Below are 23,670 nucleotides of genomic sequence, written 5' to 3'. Positions count from 1 at the left end.
GCGTCACTGGCTGACTTTCCGATTCCCTATTTTCCATTCCCGATTCCAGGTCCCTTGAGGAATTTCGGCGGCTGCCACGCATGCGTGTGCTGTTCGAAACCGTAGGCGATCTCGATCAGCTTCGGCTCGCTCCACTTCGCGCCGAACAATACGATGCCGACGGGCAGGTCATGGGCCCAGCCGGCGGGCACGGTGATCGACGGGTAGCCGGCAACGGCGGCTGGCTGCGAAACGCCGCCGATGGTCGGGTCGCCGCTCACCACGTGGTCGCCAAGGATGAGATCGGTAGTGAACGCCGGCCCCCACGAGGGTGCCAGCAAGGCGTCGAGGTGGTGGGCCTTGAGTGCGGCGTCGATACCTTCCGGGCCAGCGAACTTTTTCGCTTTCGCCAGTGCCGTGCGATAGGCGGCGTCGGTGAGCGGCCCCTTTGCCTCGGCCTGCTCGAACAACTCCTGCCCGAACCACGGCATCTCCTGCGCGGCATGGGTCGTGTCAAAGGCAATGAGGTCCGCGAGCGCGTGCACCGGCAACCCGGTGCGCGTGGCGAGGTAGGCGTTCACGTCGTGCTTGAAGTCGTACAGCAGCACGGTCATTTCCGGTGCACTGAGATCGCGCAGGTGCGGCAGCGTCACCGGGTCGATCACGATCGCGCCTTGCGCACGCATGGCGGCAATGGCGGCATCCAGCACGCGGTCGGCGTTCGGCTCGTTGCCGGCCAGCTCGCGCACCACGCCGATGCGCTTGCGCTTGAGTCCATTCAGGTCGAGAAACCGGGTGTAGTCGGTGGCGTGCCGGTCGGCTTCCGCTGTAGCCGGATCGCGCGGGTCGCTGCCGGCAATCACCGTGAGCAGCGCGGCGGCATCGGCCACGCCGCGCGCCATCGGGCCGGCGGTGTCCTGGTTGGCGCTGATCGGCACGATGCCGGCGCGGCTCACCAGACCCAGCGTGGGCTTGATGCCGACCAGGCCCGTCATCGACGCCGGGCAGAGTATCGAACCGTCGGTTTCGGTCCCGATCGCCACCGTAGCGAGCCCAGCGGCCACCGCGGCCGCCGAGCCGGCGCTCGATCCGCACGGGTTGCGGTCGAGCATGTAGGGGTTGCGGGTTTGCCCACCGACACCGCTCCAGCCACTGGAGGCGTGATTGGAGCGGAAATTCGCCCACTCGCTCAGGTTGGTCTTGCCAAGGATGACTGCGCCGGCGGCGCGCAACCTGGCGGTGATCGTTGCATCGCGCGGCGCCGGTGCGGCCATCAACGCGAGCGAGCCGGCGGTGGTGTGTTCGCGGTCGCCGGTGTCGATGTTGTCCTTGAGCAGCACCGGGATGCCGTACAACGGTCCGTGTTGCGGCGTACGTTTGGCGTCAAGGCTTGCCGCGATGGAGAGCGCGTCAGGGTTGGTTTCCAGCACGGCGCGCAACGTCGGGCCATGGCGGTCGATGTGGTCGACGCGGTCGAGAAATTCCTGGGTCAGCGTCTTGCCGGTGAGCTTGCCGGCATCCATGCGCTGCTGCAGCGTGGCGATGGAGGCGTAGGCGGTTTCCACCTTCTGCGCCGCCAGCGGCGTGCAGGCAAACAAGGTGGCGGCGAGCAAGGTGCAGGCCGGCAGATGCTTCGACATGGCATTCCCCTGTGAGACGTTCTCTTGGCAGCATAGCCGCGCATCCGGTGGGGCGGGATGCCTATACTTCAAGCATGAACCCGTGCCCATCTTGCCGGCCGCGCCACGCCGCCGGCCGTATCGTGCGCCGCCTTGCGGCGTTGGTGCTTGCATGTGGCGTCGCCACCGTCTGGGCGGCAGCGCCGGACGCACCAACCCTGGCCCCGGCGCCGCCGGTACCGAACACCTTGCAGCAGCGCATTGCGGCCTGCGTGGCCTGCCATGGCGAGCATGGCGAGGGCACGCCGGACAGCGGCTTCTTTCCGCGCCTGGCCGGCAAGCCGGCCGGCTATCTGGCGCGGCAGCTGACCGATTTCCAGCGCGGGCTGCGCAAGTACGCGCCGATGGAATACACCGTGCGCGGGCTCGACCCGGCCTATTTGCGCGAGATTGCCGATTACTTCTCGGCGCAGCAGGTGCCATACGTGCGTTCCAAGTTGCCGATCCTGCCGCCGGCTGCGCTTACGCGCGGCGCGCAACTGGTGAGCGAGGGTGACGCACGGCGCGGCATCCCGGCGTGCGAGCGTTGCCATGGCAAGCAGTTGACCGGCGTCGAGCCCGACATTCCCGGCCTGGTCGGCCTGCCGTACGACTACCTCAGTGCACAGCTCGGCGCGTGGCGCACGCATACCCGCGCCACGGTAGCGCCGGATTGCATGGCGCACATCGCCGGCCGCCTGGATGCCGCCGACATCAGCGCCGTGGCGGCGTGGATCGCCAGTCGCGAATTGCCGGCTGACATGCACGCGCAACCGGCTGGCAGCGTCGACCCGCCGCTGCGTTGCGGCGTGCTGGCCGGCAGCCAGACCGGCACATGAAGGCGCGTCGTGCGGTTGCTGGCGCAGTTGTAATGGCGGCGCTGGCCATGGGCGCGTGGTGGTGGTTGCGGCCACTGGGGCACGCGCCGGTCGCGCGCGCGGCAAGCACCGTAAGTGCGGCAAGCCTGCATGATCCGGCGCTCATCGCGCGTGGCACCTATCTCGCACTGACCGCTGATTGTGCCGGCTGCCACACCGCCAAGGGTGGCACCGCGTATGCCGGCGGGCGGCGGCTACCGACCCCGTTCGGCAATGTCGCCGTGCCCAACCTCACGCCGGATGCGGCCACCGGTCTCGGCGCGTGGAGTTTCGAGGATTTCTGGCAGGCACTGCACACCGGTATCGGACGCGATCGCCAGCCGCTGTATCCGGCGTTTCCGTACACCTCGTACACGCGCATGACGCGGGACGATGCGCTGGCGATCTTCGCCTACCTGCAGTCGCTGCCGGCCGTACGCCAGGCAGCCCCGTCGAGCGAGCTGGCGTTTCCCTACGACCAGCGCCGGCTGCTGCGCCTGTGGCGTGCGCTGTATTTTCGCCCCGGTCCGGCGGCACCGGTGGCCGGTGATCGTGGAGCCTATCTGGTCGACGCCATCGGGCACTGTGCGGAGTGCCACGCGCCGCGCAACCGTTTCGGCGCCACCCGCCACCGCGCGTTGCTGACCGGGGGCGAGATCCCGGCACAGCATTGGTTTGCGCCCGACCTCGCTGCCAGCCCGCATGGCGGGTTGGCAGGTTGGCGCGAGCGGGACATCGTCGATTTGCTGAAGATGGGGCAGGCCGCGCGCGGCGCCGCGTTTGGCCCGATGGCGGACGTGGTGCGCGGCAGTACCCAGTACCTGACCGCCGCCGACCTCAACGCCATCGCCGCCCATCTCGTTGCGTTGCCGCCGCGCCAGGTGCCGGGGCCGGGTTGGCAGTTGTTCGATGCGCGCCGGCTGGTGGCGCATGGGGAGGAGGTGTACCGCAAGCGTTGCGCGGATTGCCACGGCGACGATGGCCGCGGCGTTGCCGGTGTCTATCCGCCGCTGGCTGGCAACGCATCGGTCACCGAGCCTTCCGGCATCAACGCGATCCGCATCGTACTGCTGGGCGGCTTTGCGCCGACCACGGTCACCAACCACCGTCCGTATTCGATGCCGCCCTACCAGCAGACGCTGGATGACGTCGATGTCGCCAGCGTCGTCAGCTATGTGCGTGCGATGTGGGGCAATCGTGCCGGTGCGGTGAGCCCGCAGGACGTGGCGCGCTACCGGCACACGCCGGTGGAGTGAATTGGCGCGGAGGGCGGGCCAAGCCAGCGCAGCTACGCAACCTGGTTTCCTGCCGCCCGCGCGGCTAAAGCCACTTTGAGCGTTTGAGCACGACGAAAATGCCGCCCACCACGCAGGCGACGACACCGATGATGGCCGGGTAACTCCACGGCTTCGCCAGCTCCGGCATGTGCTGGAAATTCATCCCGTACCAACTGGTGATGAGCGTCGGGGCGGCGAGCATGGCGGCCCAGCCGGCGAGTTTTTTCATCACCTCGTTCTGGCCGAAGGTGACCAGCGAAAGGTTCACCGTGATGGCGGCGGAGAGCATTTCGCGCATCGCGCCGATGGCGTCGTTCACCCGCGTCACGTGGTCGTGCACGTCGCGGAAATACGCGTGCAGTTCGTCGGGGATCAACTGCGGATGCAGCCGCATCAGCTGGCTGATGACATCCTGCAGCGGCGAGGCGGCGAGTCGCAGCGTCATCAGGTCGCGCTGCATGTCGTACAACCGGCGCACGGTGTCGCGGTTGAATCTGGCGGCAAAGATGTCCTGCTCCAGCTCCTGCAGCTCTTCGCGGAAATCGCGCACGATCGGCAACAAATTGTCGACGATGAAATCAAGCACGCCGTACATGCCGTAGCTCGGTCCAAGCGCCAGAAGCTCGGGCGAGTGTTCGCAACTGCGGCGCGCCGGGGCATACGAGAGCGAGGCACCGTGGCGCACGGTGACGAGATAGCGCGCGCCGAGAAACAGGTGCGTTTCGCCAAAGGCAATGTGACCGCTTTCAAGCTGCGCGGTCTGCACCACGATGAACAACGAGTTGCCATACGCCTCGATCTTGGTGCGCTGGTGCGCACTTTGCGCGTCCTCGATGGCGAGGTCGTGCAGATCGAACTCTTCCTGCAGTTTGAGCAGCAGCGCTTCGTCCGGTTCGTTCAAGCCGACCCACACGAACGTGTCCGGCTGCTGCAGCACGTCGCTGATTGCGTCGATGCTGACATCACCGGTACGCGTGCCGTCGCGACGGTAGCCGACACAGTTCACCACCATGGCCTGTGGATCGGCGGGCGGCCGCACGGGAGCAATGCTGTTCATGCCGGGCATGATGCCGCGGCAGTGGTTGCAGCGGCAAACCCGTCGTCAGGTAACGGCGCGCCGCTCCTGGCGCAGGGTCCACGCTACGGCCAACCAGACGGGCAGGGCGAACAGGATCCATGGTTGGTTTTGCTGCACGGTGCCGGGCAGGGCGTGCAGGGCGATGGCGGCGAGTACGGCGAGGAGTTGCATGCTGAGCGCGGTGCCGGCGAGACGCGAGGGCGCGTGCCCGTGGCGCAGGCGCCAGGCGGCGCGGGACAGCAGGAAAGCGAGCGGACCGAACAGCAGGAGGTTGGCGTTGGCCCAGGCGGAGTGGTGGGCGGTGAGGGTCCACAGCGCGATCAGGATGACGCCGACCAGGCCGGCGGCGATGCAGAACATGCTGACGAGCAGGGCGTAACCGGTGCGCCACCAGCGTGCGGTGGCGAGCAGGATGAGTGCCAAGGCGAGGCCGGCGGCAGCGAGCGGCAGGCGCAGGTCGGGGGCGCTCGCGGGCGGGGCGACGACGCGGCTGGGCGCCAGCACGGTCTCACTTTCGACCAGCGGTTGGTTGCCGCCGGCAGCGCCGGGCACGCGAATACTGCGCAGCTGGTGTTGCAGCACTTCGGGCAGGAAGCTTTCGGTCCAGCCGTTCATGGGTTGATCGGCATACGGGCCGAGGCCGAGGTCGAGCACCAACATCAGCCACGGTTGCGCACGCATCAGGCGGACGGTCTGCTGGCGGTAGGTCATGCTGCCGGTTTGCGTCAGGAGCTGGGTGTGGATGATGCCGCCGAGCGCCTTGTCGAACGCGTCGCGCACGCGCGTGGTGCAGTTGTCGACGTAGTAGTCGTACGGATAGCCGACGTTTTCCGGGCGCAGGTTCCACAGCAGGAAATCACGCAACGCACCGGCTTGCTGCGGTGAGAGCGCCAGGCGCTGGCGGGTGATCGAGCGCCCGGCGGCGACGTAGTCGGCTTCTTCGGGCTCGGTTGGTTCCGCATCCATCAGGTAGCGCATGCGGCCACGCGCGAAATTCAGGAAGAAGTTCTTCGCGTTGAAATCGAACATGCCGTAGTTGAAGTTGATCGCTTCACCACCGACGGCGTCGCGCAACTCGATCGCGTCATGGCCGAAGCGCTCCCAGTACACGTCGCCGGGGCCGTAGGTGACGAGGTAGACCTCGAGGTTGGCACCGGGCGCGTTGGCGACGCTGGCGCGGACGCCAGACGCCGGCAGCCACCACAGCAGCACGCAAGCCGCGAGGCAGCGGATCAGGCGGATCGTGGCGACAGCAAAGCCTGCCGCGGGTGCGTGGTGCATGCGGAATGATCGCGGCCAGGGCCGCTCCTACGAAAGCGCGGGGGCGTCGCGCGTGACCCGGAACTGCTGCACGCGGCGGTCGTCGGCGGCGGTGACATGGAAGCGGAAATCGCCAGCAGCGGCGTCTTCGCCGGCTTCCGGCAGGTGCCCGAATTGCGCGGTAAGGAGGCCGCCGATGGTGTCGAACTCTTCGTCGGAGAACGCGGCGCCGAGCTCGGTGTTGAAATCCTCGATCGGGGTGAGCGCGCTGACCAGCCATGAGCCGTCGCTCTGGGCGACGATCTGCGCGGGTTCGTCTTCGTCGTCGTGCTCGTCGTCGATGTCGCCGACGATCTGTTCGAGCACATCCTCGATGGTGACCAGACCGGCGACGCCGCCGTATTCATCCACCACCAGCGCCATGTGATTGCGGCTGCGGCGGAATTCTTCGAGCAGCACGTTCAGGCGCATTGACTCGGGAATCAGCACCGCCGGGCGCAGGATGGTGCGGATGTCGAAGTTGTCGCCGTTGCCGAAGAACTTCAGCAGGTCTTTGGCCAGGAGGATGCCGAGGATGTCGTCCTTGTCCTCGCCGTGCACCGGAAAGCGCGAGTGGCCGGATTCGACCACCGCGGCCAGGATCTCGGAAAGTGGGGTGTCGGCGGCGAGCATCACGATCTGCACGCGCGGCACCATCACGTCATCCACCGACAGCTCGGTGACCTTGAGCGCGCCCTCGAGCATGGGCAGGGTTTCGGCGCCGAGCAGGCCGTTGACCTGGGCGGTGCGCAGCTCGTCGATCAGTTCCGCGCGGCTGCGCGGCTCGCCGGAAAACAGGTGGCCCAGCTTGTCCCACCAGGTGCGATGGGCCGGGCCGCTGGTACTGCCGGGGTCGTCGTTCATTACTCGATGTAGCACAGCCCGAGACGGGCGGAACCGTCAGTCTAGCGGAAAAGGCGTGTCGATTCAGGCGCGAGGCGCGTACGGGTCGGCGATGCCGAGGCCGGCGAGCACGCGGGTTTCCAGCGCTTCCATGGCTTCCGCTTCCGCGTCGATAACGTGGTCGTAGCCGAGCAGGTGCAGCGTGCCGTGGATGGTGAGGTGCGCCCAGTGCGTGCGCGCCGGCTTGCCTTGCTCGGCCGCCTCGCGCGCCACCACCGGTGCGCAGATCGCCAGGTCGCCGATCAGCGGCGAGCGCACGCCGGCAGGCAATTCGACCGGAAACGACAGCACGTTGGTGGCGTAATGCTTGCCGCGGTACTGGTTGTTCAGCGCAAGGCCTTCCTCGACCCCGACGATGCGAATCGACACCTCCGCCGCCTGCCGCCGCCTGGCCCCGCGCAAGGCCGCTGCCACCCAATGCCGAAAACTCGCCGCCGCGGGAATGCCTGCGCGCGGCACCGCGTAACCGAGATGCACGATCACGGGATTCGAGATGCGGGATTCGGGATTCGAGCGAGCAGCGGGCATTGATGCGTATCCGTGGCGGCAAGGGTTATCAGGGTGCGGGCTTTGACTTTTCCCCAATCCCCAATCCCGTATTGCCAATCCCGGCTTCCGCCTCGAACGCCTCGTATGCACGCACGATCTTGGCCACCAGCGGGTGGCGCACCACGTCGTGCGAGTCGAAGAAGGTGAAGCTGATGCCGTCGACGTCCTTCAGCACGTCGATGGCATGGCGCAGGCCGGAGCGCACGTTGCGCGGCAGGTCGACCTGGCTGACGTCGCCGGTGATGACCGCGACCGCGCCGAAGCCGATGCGGGTGAGGAACATCTTCATCTGCTCGACGGTGGTGTTCTGCGCCTCGTCGAGAATGACGTACGAATCGTTCAAGGTGCGTCCGCGCATGTACGCCAGCGGCGCGATCTCGATCACGTTGCGCTCCATCAGCTTGGCCACTTTCTCGAAGCCAAGCATTTCGTACAGCGCGTCGTACAGCGGGCGCAGGTAGGGGTCGACCTTTTGCGACAGGTCGCCGGGCAGGAAACCGAGCTTTTCGCCCGCCTCGACCGCCGGACGCACCAAGAGGATGCGTTGTACGCGGTTGGCTTCCAGCGCCTCCACCGCGCTGGCGACGGCGAGGTAGGTCTTGCCGGTGCCGGCCGGGCCGATGCCGAAGTTGATGTCGTGACGCGCGATGGCGTGCAGGTAGCGCGCCTGGTTCGGGCCGCGGCCCTTGATCACGCCGCGCTTGACCTTGATAAGCACTTCCTGCGCCGTGCCGCCGGTGTCGTGCGCGAGCGCATCGAGGCCGGATTCGGCCAGCCGCAGATGGATCTTGGCGCCGTTCAAGGTTTCGTTTTCGGTGCAGGCGTAGAGCGCGCGCAGGAGCTTTTCCGTGGCGCGCGTGCCGACCTCGTCGCCGGTGGCGCGAAACAGGTTGCCGCGGTGGTCGATCTCCACGCCGAGGCGCAGCTCCACTTGGCGCAGGTGCTCGTCGAGCGGTCCGCACAGGTTGGCGAGACGGGCGTTGTCCTCGGGGTCGAGCGCAAAGTCGCGTTGCCGGCGTGCGACCGGGGCGGGGTGCAAGGCGCTCACGCGGCGAGCTCCTCCGCCAGCGCATGCACGCGGCCGCGCAACGAGTTGGTCATCGCCTCGGTGACGACCACATCGACAAAGCGACCGATCATGCGCGGGTCGCCGGGGAAGTTCACGTAGCGCATGTTTTCGGTGCGCCCGGCCAGTTCGCGCGGGTTCTTGGTGCTGGGCTTTTCCACCAGCACGCGCTGCACGCTGCCCACCATCGCCTCGTTTACCTTGCGGCCGTTGTCGTTGAGCTTGGCCTGCAGGCGTTCGAGCCGTGTGTGCTTCACGGCCATCGGCGTCGGGTCGGCCAGGTTCGCGGCCGGCGTGCCGGGGCGCGGCGAGAAAATGAAGCTGAAGCTCTGGTCGAAGCCGACCTTGTCGATCAGCGTCATCGTCTCCTCGAAATCGGCGTCGGTCTCGCCGGGGAAGCCAACGATGAAATCCGAGCTGACGCAGATGTCCGGGCGCACCGCGCGCAGCTGGTAGATCTTGCGGCGGTAGTCGGCCGCGGTGTAGCCGCGCTTCATCAGCCCGAGGATGCGGTCGGATCCGGACTGCACCGGCAGGTGCAGGAAGTTCGCGAGCTTGGGCACGTTCGCATACGCCTCCACCAGCGAGTCGGAAAACTCCAATGGATGGGAGGTGGTGAAACGGATGCGGCCGATCGATTCGATCTGCGCGATGGCGTGGATCAGCACCGCGAGGTCGGCGGTGCCGCCACCGTGCATCGGGCCACGGTAGGCGTTGACGTTCTGGCCGAGCAGGTTCACCTCGCGCACGCCTTGCTCGGCGAGCTGCGCCACTTCCACCAGTACATCGTCGAACGGGCGGCTGATTTCGGTGCCGCGGGTGTAGGGCACCACGCAGTAGCTGCAGTATTTCGAGCAGCCTTCCATGATCGACACGAATGCGGTCGGACCTTCGGCGCGCGGCTCCGGCAGGCAGTCGAACTTTTCGATCTCGGGGAAAGAAATGTCCACCTGCGGCTTGCCGGTGGCGCGCGTGGCGTCGAGCATCTGCGGCAGGCGGTGCAGGGTTTGCGGGCCGAACACCAGGTCGACATAGGGCGCGCGCTTGACGATGGTGTCGCCTTCCTGCGAGGCCACGCAGCCACCGACGCCGATCAGCACCGGCTTGCCGCCGTCTTTGAGCTCGCGCCAGCGGCCGAGCTGGCTGAAGACCTTTTCCTGCGCCTTTTCGCGCACCGCGCAGGTGTTGACCAGGATCACATCGGCCTCGGCCTCGTTTTCGGTCAGTTCGAGCCCGTGCGAGGCGTGTAGCACAGCGGCCATCTTGGACGAGTCGTACTCGTTCATCTGGCAGCCGTAGGTCTTGATGAAAAGCTTGCCGCTCATGGTGCGGGTACCGTGGTGGAGGCGGGGCGCACGTGCGCTGAACCGTGCAGTTTACGCGCTGACCACCGCTTGTTCCAGCAAGCGTTGCAGGATCAATGACTTGAATGTCTGGCGCGGAGTGCGCCGGTGCACGAAACCAACAGCCGGTGCTTGGCGGGCGGACCGCGGGGCGGCACACTTTCGGCATGCCTCATGCCGTGCGCCCGCAGGGGAGCGACGCCGCCGCCCGGGTCGCCGCTTCCGAGTTGTCAGCGATGCTGCGTTTTGCCGCGCTCGCCGGGGTACTCCTGGCCGGTTCCCTGTGGCTGCCGCGCGCGCAGGCCGGCACGCTGTATCGCTGCCTGGGCCCCGGCGGCGAGGCGGTCTTCACCAGCAGTGCCGTCGGTTATCGCGATTGCCGCAAGCTCGGCGTCTATGGCCGCGCCCCGGCGCGTCGCGCGACCAAGGCCGCCACGCTGCAGCACGTGCAGGGCACGGTAGTGGGTACCAAGAGTGCGTTCGATGCCGCGGCCACGCTGCTTGCCGCGGTACAAGGCAGCGTGCAAACCACGGCGAAACCGCCGGCACCGGCGTTGCCGCCCGCTTCCGTGGTGCCGGCCGCGCTGCGCGGGCATTGGACCTACCACCAGGCAGCCGGCGCCGCGGCGGTGCTGCCCGACGTGCCCGCGCCGCAGGCGCCGGGCGATCGCGTGCTGCGCGGCGCGGTGTACCGTATTGCGCGCGCCGACGGTAGCGTGGAGTACACCAACATCCGCCCGGCCGGGCGCGCCGCGCAGGCGGCAAAGATGCTGTTCAGCTACATCGCCACCTGCTTTGCCTGCGACCTGCACTCGACCATCCGCTGGGGCAGCGTGCCGCTCAACCTCACGGCGTACGCCGACACCATTCGCGCGGCGAGCACGGAGTACGGCGTGGACGAGGCGTTTTTGCGCGCCGTGATCCACGCGGAAAGCGCGTTCAATCCACGGGCGCTGTCGATCAAGGGCGCGCAGGGTTTGATGCAGCTCATGCCCGGCACCGCGAACGACATGGGCGTGCTCGATGCGTTCGACAGCGCGCAGAACATTCGCGGCGGCGCGCGCTACCTTGCCCTGCTGCTGCGCGATTTCAACGGCAACCAGCACCTCGCCGCGGCCGCCTACAACGCGGGGCCGAAGGCCGTGCAGCGCTACAACGGCGTGCCGCCGTATGCCGAGACCCAGGTCTACGTGCAGCGCGTGGATACCTTGCGCAAGCGCTACGAAACTGCCCTGCACGAGCCGCTTGCCGCGGTGCACGGCTTGCCTGCTGGCTGATGGCTACGGCTCCATCCCGCCGGCCTCGGCACTGGCCGGCGGGCGTTCGGCCAGCGTGGCCTCGACGTGGAACGGCGTGCCGTTGCGCAGGCCGGAAAGGTGCACCTTGGTGCCCGGCTTGATCGCCGCTTCGCGCCGGCGCAGGTCAGCCGGGTCGCGGATGTTGGTGTCGCCGATGCGCAGCAGGATGTCGCGCGGCTGGATGCCGGCCAGCGCCGCTGGGCTGCCGGGGTAGACATCGGTCACCAGCGCGCCGCGCGCCGCCGCCGGCAGGCCGCTGTTGGCGGCCACCGGCACGAAGGTGTAATCGGCGCCCAGCCAGCCGCGCACGACGTGGCCGGTGGTGACGATTTGGTCCAGCACCTTCTTGGCGGTGTTCACCGGGATGGCAAAACCGATGCCCTCGGCATTGGCCGCCTTGCCGATCAGGAGCGTGTTGATGCCCACCAGCCGACCTTCGGCATTGACTAGCGCACCGCCCGAATTGCCGAGGTTGATTGCCGCATCGGTCTGGATGAAGTCTTCCGCGCTCGATGTGTTGAGCTGGCGGCCGACGGCGCTGACGATGCCCATGGTCACCGTCTGGTTGAGTCCCAGCGGGTTGCCGATGGCGAGCACCACGTCGCCCGGCCGCGGCTTTTGCTCGGCAAGCTGGATCACTGGCAGGTTGCCGGCGTTGATCTTCAGCACCGCCAGATCGGTTTCCTCGTCCGAGCCGATCACCGTGGCCTTGGCGACGCGGCCATCGTAGAGCAGCACCTGGATGTCGGTAGCCTGCGAGATCACGTGGAAATTGGTCAGCACGTAGCCCTTGGAGCTCACGATCACCCCGGAGCCCAAGGTCTGCTCGCGCCGGGCGTAAGTGGTGAGCGTGCCGCCCAGGAGTTGCTGCAGGATCGGGTTGTCGTACATCTTGATCGCCCGCTCGTTGACGATCTTGTCCGCATAGATGTTGACCACCGACGGCGCCGCGGCACCGACGGCATTGGCGTAGGACATTGGTGTCGTGCGCGCCTGCGTCGCCGCGGCCGGTGCGCCCGGCAGGCCAAGGCGATGGCGCAGCCGGTTGCCGAGGCCGGGCCAGAACAGACCGACGACAAACGCCAGCGCCAGGCCAACGACGACGCAACGGGCGAGAAAAGCGAGCGTGCCGGCGGCCGGTTTCATGTCGAGCTGCAGTCCGTGACGCGAGAGCGGGCGGGTGGGATAGGCTGGCGCGCAGGCGGTCGCTGGCGGGGCGCGGCATCCGGTTTATTGTAACGGCGCCGGGCGTGTCGCTAGACTAGCGCGATTTTCAAGGGTTCCGAATTCCTTCCGGGGCGCGAGCCCTTGTCTGACGTAGCCAGTACCGGAGAGCCTGATGGCGAACGAAGTCGTCGATCATGGCCGCCGCCGCTTTTTGACAGCAACCACAGCCGTGGTTGGTGGCATTGGAGTCGTGTCGGCAGCTGTGCCCTTCATCAAGTCGTGGGAACCCAGTGCCCGCGCGCTGGCGGCCGGTGCGCCGGTCACGCAGTCGCTGAAGAAGATCGAGCCGGGCCAGCAGATCGTGGTGCCCTGGCGCAGCCTGCCGGTGTTCATCGTCAACCGCACGCCCGAACAGCTTGCCGCGTTGCCCAAGCAGGATGACCGCCTGGTCGACCCCAAGTCGGACGGCACCTCGTCTGGCCAGCAGCCCGAGTACGCGCAGAACGAGACCCGCTCGATCAAGCCGCAGTGGCTGGTGATGGTCGGCATCTGCACCCACCTGGGCTGCGTGCCGGATTACCACGGCGAGATGAAGCCCGAGCCGTTCGACCCGAACTGGGCCGGCGGTTACTACTGCCCGTGCCACCACTCGCGCTACGACATTGCCGGGCGCGTATACAAGGGCGTACCTGCACCGAAAAACATGGAGATTCCCAAGTACCACTTCATTGACGACACCACGGTGCAGATCGGCGTCGGGCCGAAAGGGGAGGCGTGATGTCCAAGTTTTCCGCGTGGATCGGCGAGCGGGCCCCCGGCCTTGACGCCACCTATCGCAAGCACATGACGGAGTACTACGCACCGAAGAATTTCAATCTTTGGTACTACTTCGGTTCGCTCGCATTGCTGGTGCTGATCAACCAGATCGTCACCGGCATCTTCCTCACCATGAACTACAACCCGAGCGCGGCCGGTGCCTTCGACTCGGTGCAGTACATCATGCGCGACGTGCAGTGGGGCTGGCTGATCCGCTACATGCACACCACCGGCGCCTCGTTGTTCTTCGTGGTGGTGTTCCTGCACATGTTCCGCGGCCTGCTGTACGGCTCCTACCAGAAGCCGCGCGAGCTGGTGTGGCTGCTCGGCATGCTGATTTTCCTGACCTTGATGGCCGAAGCGTTCATGGGCTACGTGCTGCCGTGGGGCAACATGTCGTTCTGGGGCGCCAAGGTGATCGTGTCGCTGTTCGGCACGGTGCCGGTAGTGGGCAACGATCTGGTCGAGTGGATCATGGGCGATTTCCTGCCCGCCGACGCCACGCTCAACCGCTTCTTCGCGCTGCACGTGGTGGCGTTGCCGATCGTGTTGCTGCTCTTGGTGGTGCTGCACCTTGCCGCGCTGCACGAGGTGGGCTCGAACAACCCCGATGGCGTGGACGTCAAGCACGGTCCCAAGGGCAATCGCTGGAGCCCGACCGCGCCGGTCGACGGTATCCCGTTCCATCCGTACTACACGCTCAAGGATCTGGTCGGCGTCGGCGTGTTCCTGATCGTTGCCGCGTTCATCATTTTCTTTGCACCGACTTTCGGCGGCTGGTTCCTCGAGCACGACAACTCGATCCCGGCCAACAACCTGTTGACGCCGGCGCAGATCAAGCCGGTGTGGTACTTCACCGCGTTCTACGCGATCGTGCGCATGGTGCCGTCAGCGTTCGGTACCGCGTTCTGGGGCGTGCTGGGCATGTTCGGCTCGATCGCGCTGCTGTTCGCGTTGCCGTGGATCGACGGTGGCAAGGTGCGCTCGATCCGCTACCGCGGCACTGGCTACAAGGTCGGCCTCATGGTGTTCGTCCTCTCGTTCTTCTGCCTGATGGCGCTGGGCATGGACCTGACCGACGAGTATTTCCCGCGGATCTTCGGCAGCGGCATCGACCTCACCACGTGGGACAACGTGTTCGGCCGGTTCTGGACGCTGGTGTACTTCGGGTACTTCGTGTTCTTGTGGCTGTACACGCATCTTGGCTGGGAAAAGACCAAGCCGGTTCCGGAACGGGTGACGATGCATGACTAAGCGGACGCTCTTGATGAAACGGTTTCTCCCGGCCATTGCGCTGACCTTCGGCCTGCTGCTGGGCGCCCAGCCCGCTGCCCAGGCGGAAGGGGAGGGGTTGATGTCGGCGCACGCCAGCGTGCGCGATCCGGCCTCGCTGCAGCGCGGCGCCCACTTGTTCTTCAACTACTGCGCGGGTTGCCACTCGCTCAAGTACCTGCGCTACTCGCGCATGGCCGACGATCTCGGCCTGACCGAAAAGCAGGTGATGGACAACCTCAATGTCACCGGCGCCAAGTTCCAGGAGCCGGTGGTGTCGAGCATGCCCGCGGCGGACGCCACCAAGTGGTTCGGCAAGAATCCGCCCGACCTGTCGCTGGAAGTGAGCGCGAAGGGCGCGGATTGGGTCTACACCTACCTCAACACCTTCTATCTCGATCCGTCGACCCCGATCGGCTGGAACAACACCACCCTCAAGAATGCCGCGATGCCGTTCCCGTTGTGGGAGCTGCAGGGCGAGCAGACCGCGGTGATGAAGCCGGGCACGCACGAGGTTGAAAAACTGCAGCTCACCACGCCGGGGTCGTTGACTCCGGTCGAGTACCAGCAGGCCACCCGTGACCTGGTGAACTTCCTCACTTACGCTTCCGAGCCGGCAGCGCTGCAGCGCCACCACTACGGCGTGTGGGTGATCCTGTTCCTTGCCTTGTTCACCTTGCTCGCCTATTTCCTCAAGAAGGAATACTGGAAGGACGTCCACTGAGTTTCAGAGGGGCGCCCACGAATGCGGCGGCGCAGGCTGCCGCGTTCGCGCAACCGCAAATGGGAAACACCGCGCATGGTTCCAAGCGCTCGCTCGCGAAACGCACTTACCCTTTACACCAGCGCCGATGACATCCAGTGTCATCGGGCGCGGCTGGTGCTGGCTGCCAAGGGCGTCAGCTACGATCGCGTGATCGTGGATCCGACCAAGCCGCCCGAGGATCTGATCGACCTCAATCCCTACGCCACCACGCCCACGCTGGTCGACCGCGACCTCACGTTGTACGACACCAACGTGGTATGTGAGTACCTGGACGAACGCTACCCCCACCCGCCGCTGATGCCGATCGATCCGTTGTCCCGGGCACGCCTGCGGGTCGCCGCGGTGCGCATCGAGAAGGATTGGCTCGCCGAAATCGACACCATCCGCGCCGGCGGACGCGGCGCTGAGCCGGCGCGCAAGCGCTTGCGTGCGCAATTGCTGGGCGCGTTGCCGCTGTTCAAGGCCGCAAAGTTCTTTTTGAACCCCGAGATGAGCCTGCTCGATTGTCTGGTGGCGCCGGTGGTGTGGCGGTTGCCGTGGCTGGGCGTCGATCTTGGCCGCGAAGGGCACCCGGTAATGGATTACGGCGAGCGCCTGTTCCACAGCCAGGGCTTTGCGCGCAGCATGACCGAACAAGAACAGGCAATGCGACCCTGATGAGCGATACCCCCGCCACGATGAGTTCCAACCGCCCGTATCTGTTGCGGGCGATCTACGACTGGATCAGCGACAACGGTTTGACCCCGTATCTTTTGGTCAACGCCGGCTTCGAGGGTGTGCGCGTGCCAGCGCATGTCGTCAAGGACGGCCAGGTGGTGTTGAACATCGCCATGCGCGCGGTGGCCAACCTTGAGCTGGGCAACGACTGGGTCAACTTCTCCGCGCGGTTTTCCGGCGTGAGCCATACCGTGCATGTGCCGGTTGGCGCCGTGCTGGCGCTGTATGCGCAGGAAAACGGCCAGGGCATGATGTTTCCCGCCGAAGAGGGCGGTGAAACGCCACCACCGACGCCACCGGCGCCCGATGACACCACCGACGGCGAAGGCGAACCGCCCAAACGCGGTGCACCGCACCTGCGTATCGTCAAATAATCAATACTCAGCGGTCGCCGGGGTCACGACGCGGGTGCAATGGGATGATGTTGTCGCGCGTCACCGGTGGCAGTGCGATGGCTGGCGGCAGGGTGATCGCCTCTCCATCGTGCCCGGCGCCAGGTTCGCCGGGGGTGGTTGCCAGCACCACGGTCGGCAGACGCAACTCGACCAGCGTGCCGGCGTGCATCCACAGCATGCCGGTGTTGCGGTCGGCGCCATCGATGCTGACTTCGAAGCCGTAGCCGCGTTCGAGGCCCAGTCGCCCATCGCGGCGACGCAACCGCCACGCATGCAGCCCCACCGTCTCGTCCAGGAGCTGCAACCCGTAGTGCTCACACTGGGAACGCGCCACGCGCGTGGCGCGCTCGCGCGCACCACTCTGCTTCAGCCAAAAGCCGACCAGCGCTGCCAACCCTAGCAGTACCAGCAGTTCGTCGAGATTGCTCATGCCAGCCAGTGTGCGGGTGGTGCAGGGTGCGTGCAAGGGTGCGTTAGAAGCTGGGATTGGGGATATGGGATTCGTCACAGCGCATCGCGGTGATGCATGTGTCGTGGGCATCCCCAGCGGCTACGGGTTGCTGGATTGACGCCGAGCTCGCGCGAACACGACAAGCGCCGCACGCTCTTTTTGAATCCCGAATCCCGGCTCTTACCCCACCTGCAAGCGCAGCGACAGATCCACGGCGTGCACGTGTTTGGTCAGGGCGCCAACCGAGATGAAGTCGACGCCGGTGCGGGCGTATTCGGCAATGGTGGCGAGGTCGACGTTGCCGGAGACTTCCAGCGGGATACGGCCGGCGGTGAGCGCCACCGCTTCGCGCATCAGGGGTACGGTGAAGTTGTCGAGCATGATGCGTCCCGCACCGGCAGCGATGGCTTGCTGCAATTCGTCGAGATTCTCCACCTCGATTTCCAGCAGCAGTTCCGGGTGCAGGCGCCGCGCTGCGGCAATCGCCTCGGCGATGCCGCCGGCGGCGATGATGTGGTTTTCCTTGATCAGGATGGCGTCGTACAACCCCATGCGGTGGTTGTGCCCGCCGCCGCACCGCACCGCGTATTTCTGGGCCAGGCGCAGGCCCGGCAGGGTCTTGCGGGTATCAAGCACGCGTGTGCGGGTGCCTGCCACGGCCGCGACGTAACGGCTGGTGACGGTTGCCGTGGCCGACAGCAGTTGCAGGAAATTGAGCGCGGAGCGCTCGGCGCCGACCAGTGCGCGCGCGCGGCCAGCGACATGGCAAACGATGCTGCCGGCGGCGACAGAGTCGCCGTCGTGGGCGTGCCATTCGATATGCACCGCTGGGTCGAGCCGGCGGAAGCAGGCGTCGAACCATGGTGTGCCGGCCAGCACCGCGTCGTCGCGGCAGGTGAGGGCGGCCGTTGCCGTGGCATCGATGGCCAACAAGCTCACCGTGGCGTCGCCGCTGCCGAAATCCTCGGCGAAGGCGTGTTCGACATCGGCGTTGATCGACTCGATGGCCGGCGGTGCAACAACAAGACCTGGGTTCATGCGGAAGGGGTACCCGGTGCGGCGTTTTCGTCCAGGCGCAGGCGGTTGACGATGGCACTCATTGCGCGGTCGAACAGCGCGTTGGTGGCCAGCACCTGCGCGTGCTTGCTGCCCAGCAGCACCGCCAGCTCCTGCGGTGCGTAGTCGGCAACCTTGAGGCCGCGTCGGTTGACGAACAGGTAGCGGCCGCTCATCGGGCTGATCCACGACAGCTTGGCGCGCACCATCGGCTCGTTCGGCAGCTGGAACTCCAGCCACACGCCCGGCTGCAACGCTTCGACCTGCCGCCACTCCGGGCTGTCGGTGGCAACCGCCACCGTCTCATCGGGCAGCTCTTCGGGCGCGGGCACGGTTTCCGCGATCGGTTGGATGCTCTCCGGAATGATCGGCTGCACCGGCTTGGCCGGATCGGCGTGGGGGGCCTCGTTGCGGATCGGTTCGCCGAGCTGCTGGCCGTACCAATCGCGCAATTGGGCGAGCAGGCGCTCGGTATCCTGCGGCTGGAAAGCGATGTTGGCGAGGCCGCCGCGCAGCGCGCGCACGATGCCGGGCAAGAGCTGCCGCAATTGGTGCCGGGCGAGTTCGTCCTTGACCGGTTGCGTGCTGGCGACGAAATCGTTGACGAAGTGCAACGCATCGCGGAACTCGGTGGAATCCTCACCCTGGCGCAAGAGCACCAGCACCAGATGGTTGGCCCATGCGCGCGTCAGCACTTCGTTGGCCAGCGGCGGCAGATGCCGGCCATCGATGCGTTCGATGATCTCGCGGGCCGCGCGGCGGCGCGCCTGATCGAGTTTTTCGCGGCCCCGCGCGGTTTCGGCGACACGCTGTTCGACGATTTCGGAGCGCCGCCGGTTGGTATCGATGAACTGCTGCCATTCGGCGAGCAGGCGGTCAAAGATGCCGAGGTCATCGTCAAAGTCGTGCAGCAGCTGATGCACGATGTGCTTGATCGTGGCGTACAGGTGGCCATCGCGATCGGAATCGTGTGACCAGCCCTTGGCCTGCTCCGCCATGGCATCCAGCAGCCGCCGTGCCGGATGCTGGCGGTGCGAGAACAGCTTGCGGTCGATGATGGCCGCCTTGAGATAGGGAATTTGCAGGCGTGCAAGCATGGCCTGCATTTCCGCCGGCAGCGTGTGGTCTTCGAGAATGAACTCGAACAGCATGCCGACCAGGTCGATGGTGTCTTCGTCGACGCTGGCCACCTGGTTTGGGCGGCTGCCGCGCAAGGCGCCGAGCTGGGCCAGCAGTTGGTCTTTGAGCTCGGCGGCGGTGATGGTCGGGTAATCGCCCGCTTCGGCACCCGCCGGGTGCGCAACTCCGCCGGTGGCGAACTGGGTCTGCAGCAGGCTCAAGGCTCCCAGCAACTCGTTGGCGGACGGGGGCGGGCCGCTGGGTTCGGTGACTCCCGCGGCATTTCCGCGGGCGTTGCCACGGCGAGCGACGAACAGACTGTGGAGCGTTTGCAGGATCTCGCTGGTGGCCGGGTCGATGGCTTCCTCGGCCACGGTCACCGCGGTGGCGTTGCCGGTACTCGCGCGCGTACCGGTGGCGCTTGGTTTGTGTTCGGCGTTGCCGGCATGGTGCAAATGCAGCTGCGGCAGTACGCCGGCACGCGAAAGCTGTTCGTTGGTTTCCGCGTACAACTCTTCGAGCGCAGACAGCACGTAGCGATCGAACAACTTGTAGATCAAGAGCTTCACGCGCAGGTCGGCGTTGAGCTCCTTGAGCGCGATGCGAAACGACTGGGACAACGCCCCGGGCGCCATCGGGTTGCTGGCGTCCTCGATCTTGCGGCCTCCGCAAATGACCGACAACCGCTGGTTGACCGAGTACAGCACGCGCGCCAGACGGCTGTCGTGCTTGCTGCTCATGCTGGTGATGGCCAACGATTCCTCGAGGTCAGCATCGTCCAGCAACGACAGTTCCACCGGCAGCGAGCCGCTGCCGGCAGCGTTGGATGCGCCGTGCCCAGCCAGGTTGCCGAGCTCGCGGTTTACCCGGGCGAGGAATGCACGCTCGATGACCGGGCGCCGCTTGCGCACTTCGCGCATGCCGTCGAAGTAATGGGTTTGGGTGGCGTTGTTCTCGGCCTTTTCGGCCAGGTCGAACAACGCATCGTCGACATGCTCGAACAGGTTGGCAATGCACTGTTGCAGATGTTTGCCCGCAATGCCGCGCACGCCGTTGAGCAATTCGCCAACGCGCTCGCCGGAAGCGGCCTCGATGCGTGGCCCGAGGGGCACGATCTTGGGCTTGGAGGGTTCAAAGGCGTCGTTCATGGCCACACCGGCAGTCTGGTTCGCAATATAGCGCAGCAAAAGTCGTGCCGCGCTTGTGGCACGAGAGCGGTACCCTCGGGTTGGCGACCGCGTACCTCGTTGGTGCGGGTTATGCGGCGGCTGGAAAATCGTTCAACTGTGTGGTGCCGATGCCTTCTTCGGGCAACATCACCGGAATACCGTCTTCCACCCGGTAAATTACCTTGCGATCCAGGGTGATAAGGCCTTCGTCCAGCCGCTCACGGACGGGCGTGTTGGCGGTGGTGAGCACGCCGCCAGCAGCAATGGCGGTGTTCACGGCTTCGAGCTCGGGACGCACCAGCAGGCGTACCGGCGTCTTGCTTACCGGGCAGCACAGAATATCGAGCAGGCGTTTGTCCATGGCGGGAAGGCGTGATCGTGCGAGAAAGCCCGTACAATAACGGCTTTTCGACGATGGAGCCATGATGGCCGGCACCGAAACGCCACGCGTCGGCGTGGTGATGGGTTCGCGTTCGGATTGGGAAACCATGGAGCATGCGGTGGCGACCTTGAGCGCACTCGGGGTCGCCAACGAGGTGCGCGTGGTCTCGGCCCACCGTACGCCCGATCTCCTGTTTCGCTACGCGGAAGAGGCGGCGGCACGGGGCATTCGGGTCATCCTTGCCGGCGCCGGTGGTGCCGCCCACCTGCCGGGCATGCTGGCGGCAAAGACCGCCTTGCCGGTGTTTGGCGTGCCGGTGCAGTCGAAGGCACTGAATGGCATGGATTCGCTGCTCTCCATCGTGCAAATGCCGGCGGGTGTGCCGGTGGGCACACTGGCGATCGGCCGTTCTGGTGCGATCAACGCGGCGCTCCTGGCGGCAGCAGTGCTGGCGCTGGGCGACCCTGCGCTGGCGCAGCGCCTGCGCGACTGGCGGGCGCAGCAGACGCAAGCCGTTCTCGACCGGCCGGATCCGCGCGCATGAGCGCGCATCGGCAGCCCGTGCTGGGCATTCTTGGTGGCGGCCAGCTGGCGCGCATGCTGGCGCTTGCGGCCGCGCCGCTCGGCGTCAGGACGGTGGTGGTGGATGGCTCGCCCGACGCCTGTGCGGGGCAGGTGGCGCCGCTGCGGGTGATGCCGTGGAACGACTACGCCGGGCTTGAAGCGTTTGCGCACGAAGTGGATGCCGTCACCTTCGACTTCGAGAACGTGCCGGCGGAAACCGCGGCGCATCTGGTCGAGAGGGTTGCGGTGCGGCCAAACCCGCATGCGCTGGCGGTCGCCCAGGACCGCGTGATCGAGAAAACCACGTTCCGCGAATGCGGCATCCCCACCGCGGATTTCGCGCCAGTGGCAACGCGCGAGGAGCTTGACCGCGCGTTGGCGCAAATTGGTGCGCCGGCCATTCTCAAGACCCGTCGTTTTGGCTACGACGGCAAGGGCCAGTTCCGGCTGAAATCGTTGGCCGATGCCGATGCGGCGTGGGTGGCACTCGGCCCGCAGGCCAGCCCGAACGGCCTGATCCTCGAAGCTTTCGTGCCGTTCCAGCGTGAGCTGTCGGTGATTGCCGTGCGCGGCGCCGATGGGGAGTTCCGCACTTGGCCGCTGACGCGCAACTGGCACGTCGACGGCGTGTTGAATCTGAGCTTGGCGCCCGCGGAAGACCTCGGCAACCTGCAGGCCAAGGCGGACGCCCTGGCGTGTGTGCTGGCGGAAAAACTCGATTACGTCGGCGTGTTCGCACTCGAGCTGTTCGTGAAAGATGGCGAACTGCTGGGCAACGAGATGGCGCCGCGCGTGCACAACTCCGGGCATTGGTCGATCGAGGGCGCCTATACCAGCCAGTTCGAGAACCACGTGCGCGCGGTGATGGGCATCCCGCTGGGCGATACCGGCGTGCGTGGCCTCTCGGTGATGTTCAATTGGCTCGGTGAGCTGCCCGACCCGGCGCCGCTGCTGCGCGCCACCGATGCCCACTGGCACGACTACGGAAAAGCTGCACGGCCGGGGCGCAAGGTGGGCCACGCCACGGTGTGTGCACCGGACGCCGCGACGATGATTGCGCGGCTGGAGACCGTGAGCCGGGCGCTGGGGCGAGAGGCCCAAGTGGCGGGGGCGCTTGAGGTTTTGCACGCCGGATAGCGTGTGGGGTTACGAGAAGGTGCGGTACAGAGCTGCGCCCATGGATGGGCGCACGTTGGCCGGACCGGAGGCCCGGCCAACGGAGCATGGCTCACGGTAGCGAGCCATGCGAGCCCGAAAAAGGCAGGGGCCCTTTTCGGGCATCGGTAACGGCGCTCTGGCTCTGGTGTTTCGTGATACGAAAAAGCCACGGTCCCCCGTGGCTTTTCTGTGTGGCGCAGGATTAGGGCAAGAGCCAGTTTGTCCGATAGTCAAAAACGGGCTCCTGCCCGTTTTTGACTCACCTGGCCCGCAGAGCGTGCCAGGCTCCGTGGGGCCCGTAGGCCTTACGAGCGGCACATTCATGTGCCGCTGGGCACCCCGAACTCCGGGCTTGCGGGGAATCAGGCCAGCCCGGCCTGCTTCATCACCTCGGCATGGAAATCCTCTTCCACCTTCTCGATGCCTTCGCCAACCGCGAGGCGGGCAACGGCGACGATCTCGGCGCCTGCTTTCTTCAGGGCTTCGGCCACGGTGACCGTGGTGTCGATCACGTAGGTCTGGCCGACCAGCGTGGCTTCGGAAATGATCTTGTGCACCTTGCCGGTAATGATCTTTTCGAGGATCTCGGCCGGCTTGTGCTTTTCTTTCTCGGACATCGCGGCCAGCGCGATTTCCTTTTCCTTGGCGATGAAGTCGGCCGGCACGTCCTCGGCGTGGACGTAGGCCGGGTTCATGGCGGCGACGTGCATCGCGATGCCCTTGGCCAATTCCTCGTTGCCGCCCTCGAGCGCCACCAGCACGCCAATGCGGCCGCCGTGGATGTAGCTGGCCAGCACGCCGTCATGGACGACGCGCGCCAGGCGGCGCACCTCGATCTTTTCACCGATGGTGGCGATCAGCGCCTTGGCGCCATCGGCCACAGTGTTGCCGCCGGGATAAGCGGCGGCATTCAGCGCCTCGACGTCGGCAGCGTTGGTCTTGAGCGCGAGCTCGGCAACCGTGTCGCTGAACTTGACGAAATCGGGGTTGGTGGTGACGAAGTCGGTTTCGCAGTTGACCTCGACCAGCACCGCGGTGCTGCCGGCGTGGGCGGTGACGATGCGGCCTTCGGCGGCGACGCGGCCAGCCTTCTTGTCAGCCTTGGCCAGGCCGGACTTGCGCAGGTACTCCATGGCGGCGTCGATGTTGCCGTCGTTCGCCACCAGTGCCTTCTTGCACTCCATCATGCCGGCGCCGGAGCGTTCGCGCAGCTCCTTGACCAGTTGGGCGGTGATATTGCTCATCGGTATTCCTCGCATGCTTGAAAGCGTCGCGATGACGGGCATCGCGACGCCGGTGTGGCGGATCGGTGCGGCAGCGGGGCTGCCGGG

General features: G+C 66.3%; 23 protein-coding genes. 10 read left to right on the top strand and 13 right to left on the bottom strand.

The window, feature by feature from the left end; all coding sequences use genetic code 11:
- Nucleotides 1-26: 26 nt before the first annotated feature.
- Nucleotides 27-1,619 (bottom strand): amidase, encoded by a 1,593-nt coding sequence (locus tag AC3WP6_RS11700; RefSeq protein WP_492627878.1) that lies wholly within the window; start codon nt 1,617-1,619, stop codon nt 27-29.
- Between the two features lie 74 nt (nt 1,620-1,693).
- Here AC3WP6_RS11700 and AC3WP6_RS11695 point away from each other — a divergent pair, with 74 nt between their 5' ends.
- Both AC3WP6_RS11695 and AC3WP6_RS11690 read left to right on the top strand, forming a co-directional pair.
- Nucleotides 1,694-2,476 carry a c-type cytochrome gene (locus AC3WP6_RS11695; protein ID WP_492627877.1) on the top strand — a complete coding sequence of 261 codons (783 nt, stop codon included), beginning with the start codon at nt 1,694-1,696 and terminating at the stop codon, nt 2,474-2,476.
- Between the two features lie 32 nt (nt 2,477-2,508).
- Nucleotides 2,509-3,750 carry a c-type cytochrome gene (locus AC3WP6_RS11690; RefSeq protein WP_492627876.1) on the top strand — a complete coding sequence of 414 codons (1,242 nt, stop codon included), beginning with the start codon at nt 2,509-2,511 and terminating at the stop codon, nt 3,748-3,750.
- A 64-nt stretch (nt 3,751-3,814) separates the two neighbouring features.
- On the opposite strand, the gene AC3WP6_RS11685 is transcribed toward AC3WP6_RS11690, so the two are convergent.
- The 6 genes from AC3WP6_RS11685 to miaB form a co-directional block, all read right to left on the bottom strand.
- A complete protein-coding gene (locus AC3WP6_RS11685; protein WP_492627875.1) occupies nt 3,815-4,828 on the bottom strand; it encodes a magnesium and cobalt transport protein CorA in 1,014 nt (337 codons plus the stop codon).
- A gap of 45 nt (nt 4,829-4,873) precedes the next feature.
- Nucleotides 4,874-6,130: a lipoprotein N-acyltransferase Lnb domain-containing protein gene (locus tag AC3WP6_RS11680; protein ID WP_492627874.1), complete on the bottom strand. Its 1,257-nt coding sequence runs from the start codon at nt 6,128-6,130 to the stop codon at nt 4,874-4,876.
- Between the two features lie 27 nt (nt 6,131-6,157).
- Nucleotides 6,158-7,012 carry a CorC family transporter gene (locus tag AC3WP6_RS11675; RefSeq protein ID WP_492627873.1) on the bottom strand — a complete coding sequence of 285 codons (855 nt, stop codon included), beginning with the start codon at nt 7,010-7,012 and terminating at the stop codon, nt 6,158-6,160.
- A 63-nt stretch (nt 7,013-7,075) separates the two neighbouring features.
- On the bottom strand, nt 7,076-7,579 hold the full coding sequence (ybeY, locus tag AC3WP6_RS11670; protein WP_492627872.1) for an rRNA maturation RNase YbeY: 504 nt from the start codon (nt 7,577-7,579) through the stop codon (nt 7,076-7,078).
- 28 nt (nt 7,580-7,607) lie between these two features.
- Nucleotides 7,608-8,648, bottom strand: coding sequence for a PhoH family protein (locus AC3WP6_RS11665; protein WP_492627871.1), 1,041 nt, complete (start codon nt 8,646-8,648; stop codon nt 7,608-7,610).
- A complete protein-coding gene (miaB, locus tag AC3WP6_RS11660; protein ID WP_492627870.1) occupies nt 8,645-9,991 on the bottom strand; it encodes a tRNA (N6-isopentenyl adenosine(37)-C2)-methylthiotransferase MiaB in 1,347 nt (448 codons plus the stop codon). Before miaB ends, AC3WP6_RS11665 begins: the two co-directional genes overlap by 4 nt.
- A 254-nt stretch (nt 9,992-10,245) precedes the next feature.
- Here miaB and AC3WP6_RS11655 point away from each other — a divergent pair, with 254 nt between their 5' ends.
- A complete protein-coding gene (locus tag AC3WP6_RS11655; RefSeq protein WP_492627869.1) occupies nt 10,246-11,286 on the top strand; it encodes a lytic transglycosylase domain-containing protein in 1,041 nt (346 codons plus the stop codon).
- 3 nt (nt 11,287-11,289) lie between these two features.
- Here AC3WP6_RS11655 and AC3WP6_RS11650 read toward each other — a convergent pair whose 3' ends face one another.
- Nucleotides 11,290-12,453 carry a S1C family serine protease gene (locus AC3WP6_RS11650; RefSeq protein ID WP_492627868.1) on the bottom strand — a complete coding sequence of 388 codons (1,164 nt, stop codon included), beginning with the start codon at nt 12,451-12,453 and terminating at the stop codon, nt 11,290-11,292.
- A 193-nt stretch (nt 12,454-12,646) separates the two neighbouring features.
- Between AC3WP6_RS11650 and petA the strand changes: the two genes are divergently transcribed.
- The 5 genes from petA (at nt 12,647) to AC3WP6_RS11625 (ending at nt 16,419) form a co-directional block, all read left to right on the top strand.
- Nucleotides 12,647-13,252: a ubiquinol-cytochrome c reductase iron-sulfur subunit gene (petA, locus tag AC3WP6_RS11645; RefSeq protein WP_492627867.1), complete on the top strand. Its 606-nt coding sequence runs from the start codon at nt 12,647-12,649 to the stop codon at nt 13,250-13,252.
- A complete protein-coding gene (locus AC3WP6_RS11640) occupies nt 13,252-14,544 on the top strand; it encodes a cytochrome b (protein ID WP_492627866.1) in 1,293 nt (430 codons plus the stop codon). The genes petA and AC3WP6_RS11640 overlap by 1 nt, the downstream gene beginning before the upstream one ends.
- A 13-nt stretch (nt 14,545-14,557) precedes the next feature.
- Entirely contained in the window at nt 14,558-15,286 is a 729-nt protein-coding gene (locus AC3WP6_RS11635) for a cytochrome c1 (protein ID WP_492627865.1), read from the top strand.
- A gap of 75 nt (nt 15,287-15,361) precedes the next feature.
- The gene (locus AC3WP6_RS11630; RefSeq protein ID WP_492627864.1) at nt 15,362-15,985 is read left to right on the top strand and encodes a glutathione S-transferase N-terminal domain-containing protein; all 624 of its coding nucleotides are present in this window, start codon (nt 15,362-15,364) and stop codon (nt 15,983-15,985) included.
- On the top strand, nt 15,985-16,419 hold the full coding sequence (locus AC3WP6_RS11625; protein ID WP_492627863.1) for a ClpXP protease specificity-enhancing factor: 435 nt from the start codon (nt 15,985-15,987) through the stop codon (nt 16,417-16,419). The genes AC3WP6_RS11630 and AC3WP6_RS11625 overlap by 1 nt, the downstream gene beginning before the upstream one ends.
- A 7-nt stretch (nt 16,420-16,426) precedes the next feature.
- Here AC3WP6_RS11625 and AC3WP6_RS11620 read toward each other — a convergent pair whose 3' ends face one another.
- The 4 genes from AC3WP6_RS11620 to AC3WP6_RS11605 form a co-directional block, all read right to left on the bottom strand.
- On the bottom strand, nt 16,427-16,870 hold the full coding sequence (locus tag AC3WP6_RS11620; protein ID WP_492627862.1) for a DUF3301 domain-containing protein: 444 nt from the start codon (nt 16,868-16,870) through the stop codon (nt 16,427-16,429).
- A 201-nt stretch (nt 16,871-17,071) separates the two neighbouring features.
- Nucleotides 17,072-17,929, bottom strand: a complete 858-nt coding sequence (gene nadC, locus AC3WP6_RS11615) for a carboxylating nicotinate-nucleotide diphosphorylase (protein WP_492627861.1) — start codon at nt 17,927-17,929, stop codon at nt 17,072-17,074.
- Complete coding sequence (locus AC3WP6_RS11610; RefSeq protein ID WP_492627860.1) at nt 17,926-20,214, bottom strand: DUF1631 domain-containing protein; 2,289 nt, start codon at nt 20,212-20,214, stop codon at nt 17,926-17,928. The genes nadC and AC3WP6_RS11610 overlap by 4 nt, the downstream gene beginning before the upstream one ends.
- Before the next feature lie 109 nt (nt 20,215-20,323).
- Nucleotides 20,324-20,596, bottom strand: coding sequence for a Trm112 family protein (locus tag AC3WP6_RS11605; protein WP_492627859.1), 273 nt, complete (start codon nt 20,594-20,596; stop codon nt 20,324-20,326).
- 61 nt (nt 20,597-20,657) lie between these two features.
- Here AC3WP6_RS11605 and purE point away from each other — a divergent pair, with 61 nt between their 5' ends.
- Nucleotides 20,658-21,161, top strand: a complete 504-nt coding sequence (gene purE, locus AC3WP6_RS11600) for a 5-(carboxyamino)imidazole ribonucleotide mutase (protein ID WP_492627858.1) — start codon at nt 20,658-20,660, stop codon at nt 21,159-21,161.
- Nucleotides 21,158-22,318, top strand: coding sequence for a 5-(carboxyamino)imidazole ribonucleotide synthase (locus AC3WP6_RS11595; RefSeq protein WP_492627857.1), 1,161 nt, complete (start codon nt 21,158-21,160; stop codon nt 22,316-22,318). The genes purE and AC3WP6_RS11595 overlap by 4 nt, the downstream gene beginning before the upstream one ends.
- Nucleotides 22,319-22,701: 383 nt before the next feature.
- Here AC3WP6_RS11595 and tsf read toward each other — a convergent pair whose 3' ends face one another.
- Nucleotides 22,702-23,583 carry a translation elongation factor Ts gene (gene tsf / locus AC3WP6_RS11590; RefSeq protein WP_492627856.1) on the bottom strand — a complete coding sequence of 294 codons (882 nt, stop codon included), beginning with the start codon at nt 23,581-23,583 and terminating at the stop codon, nt 22,702-22,704.
- Nucleotides 23,584-23,670 lie beyond the last annotated feature (87 nt).

The organism is Rhodanobacter sp. FW106-HT46G03 (assembly GCF_058789895.1).
The sequence above is the reverse complement of the archived record's forward strand: the minus strand, read 5'-3'. Positions and strand labels throughout refer to the sequence as shown.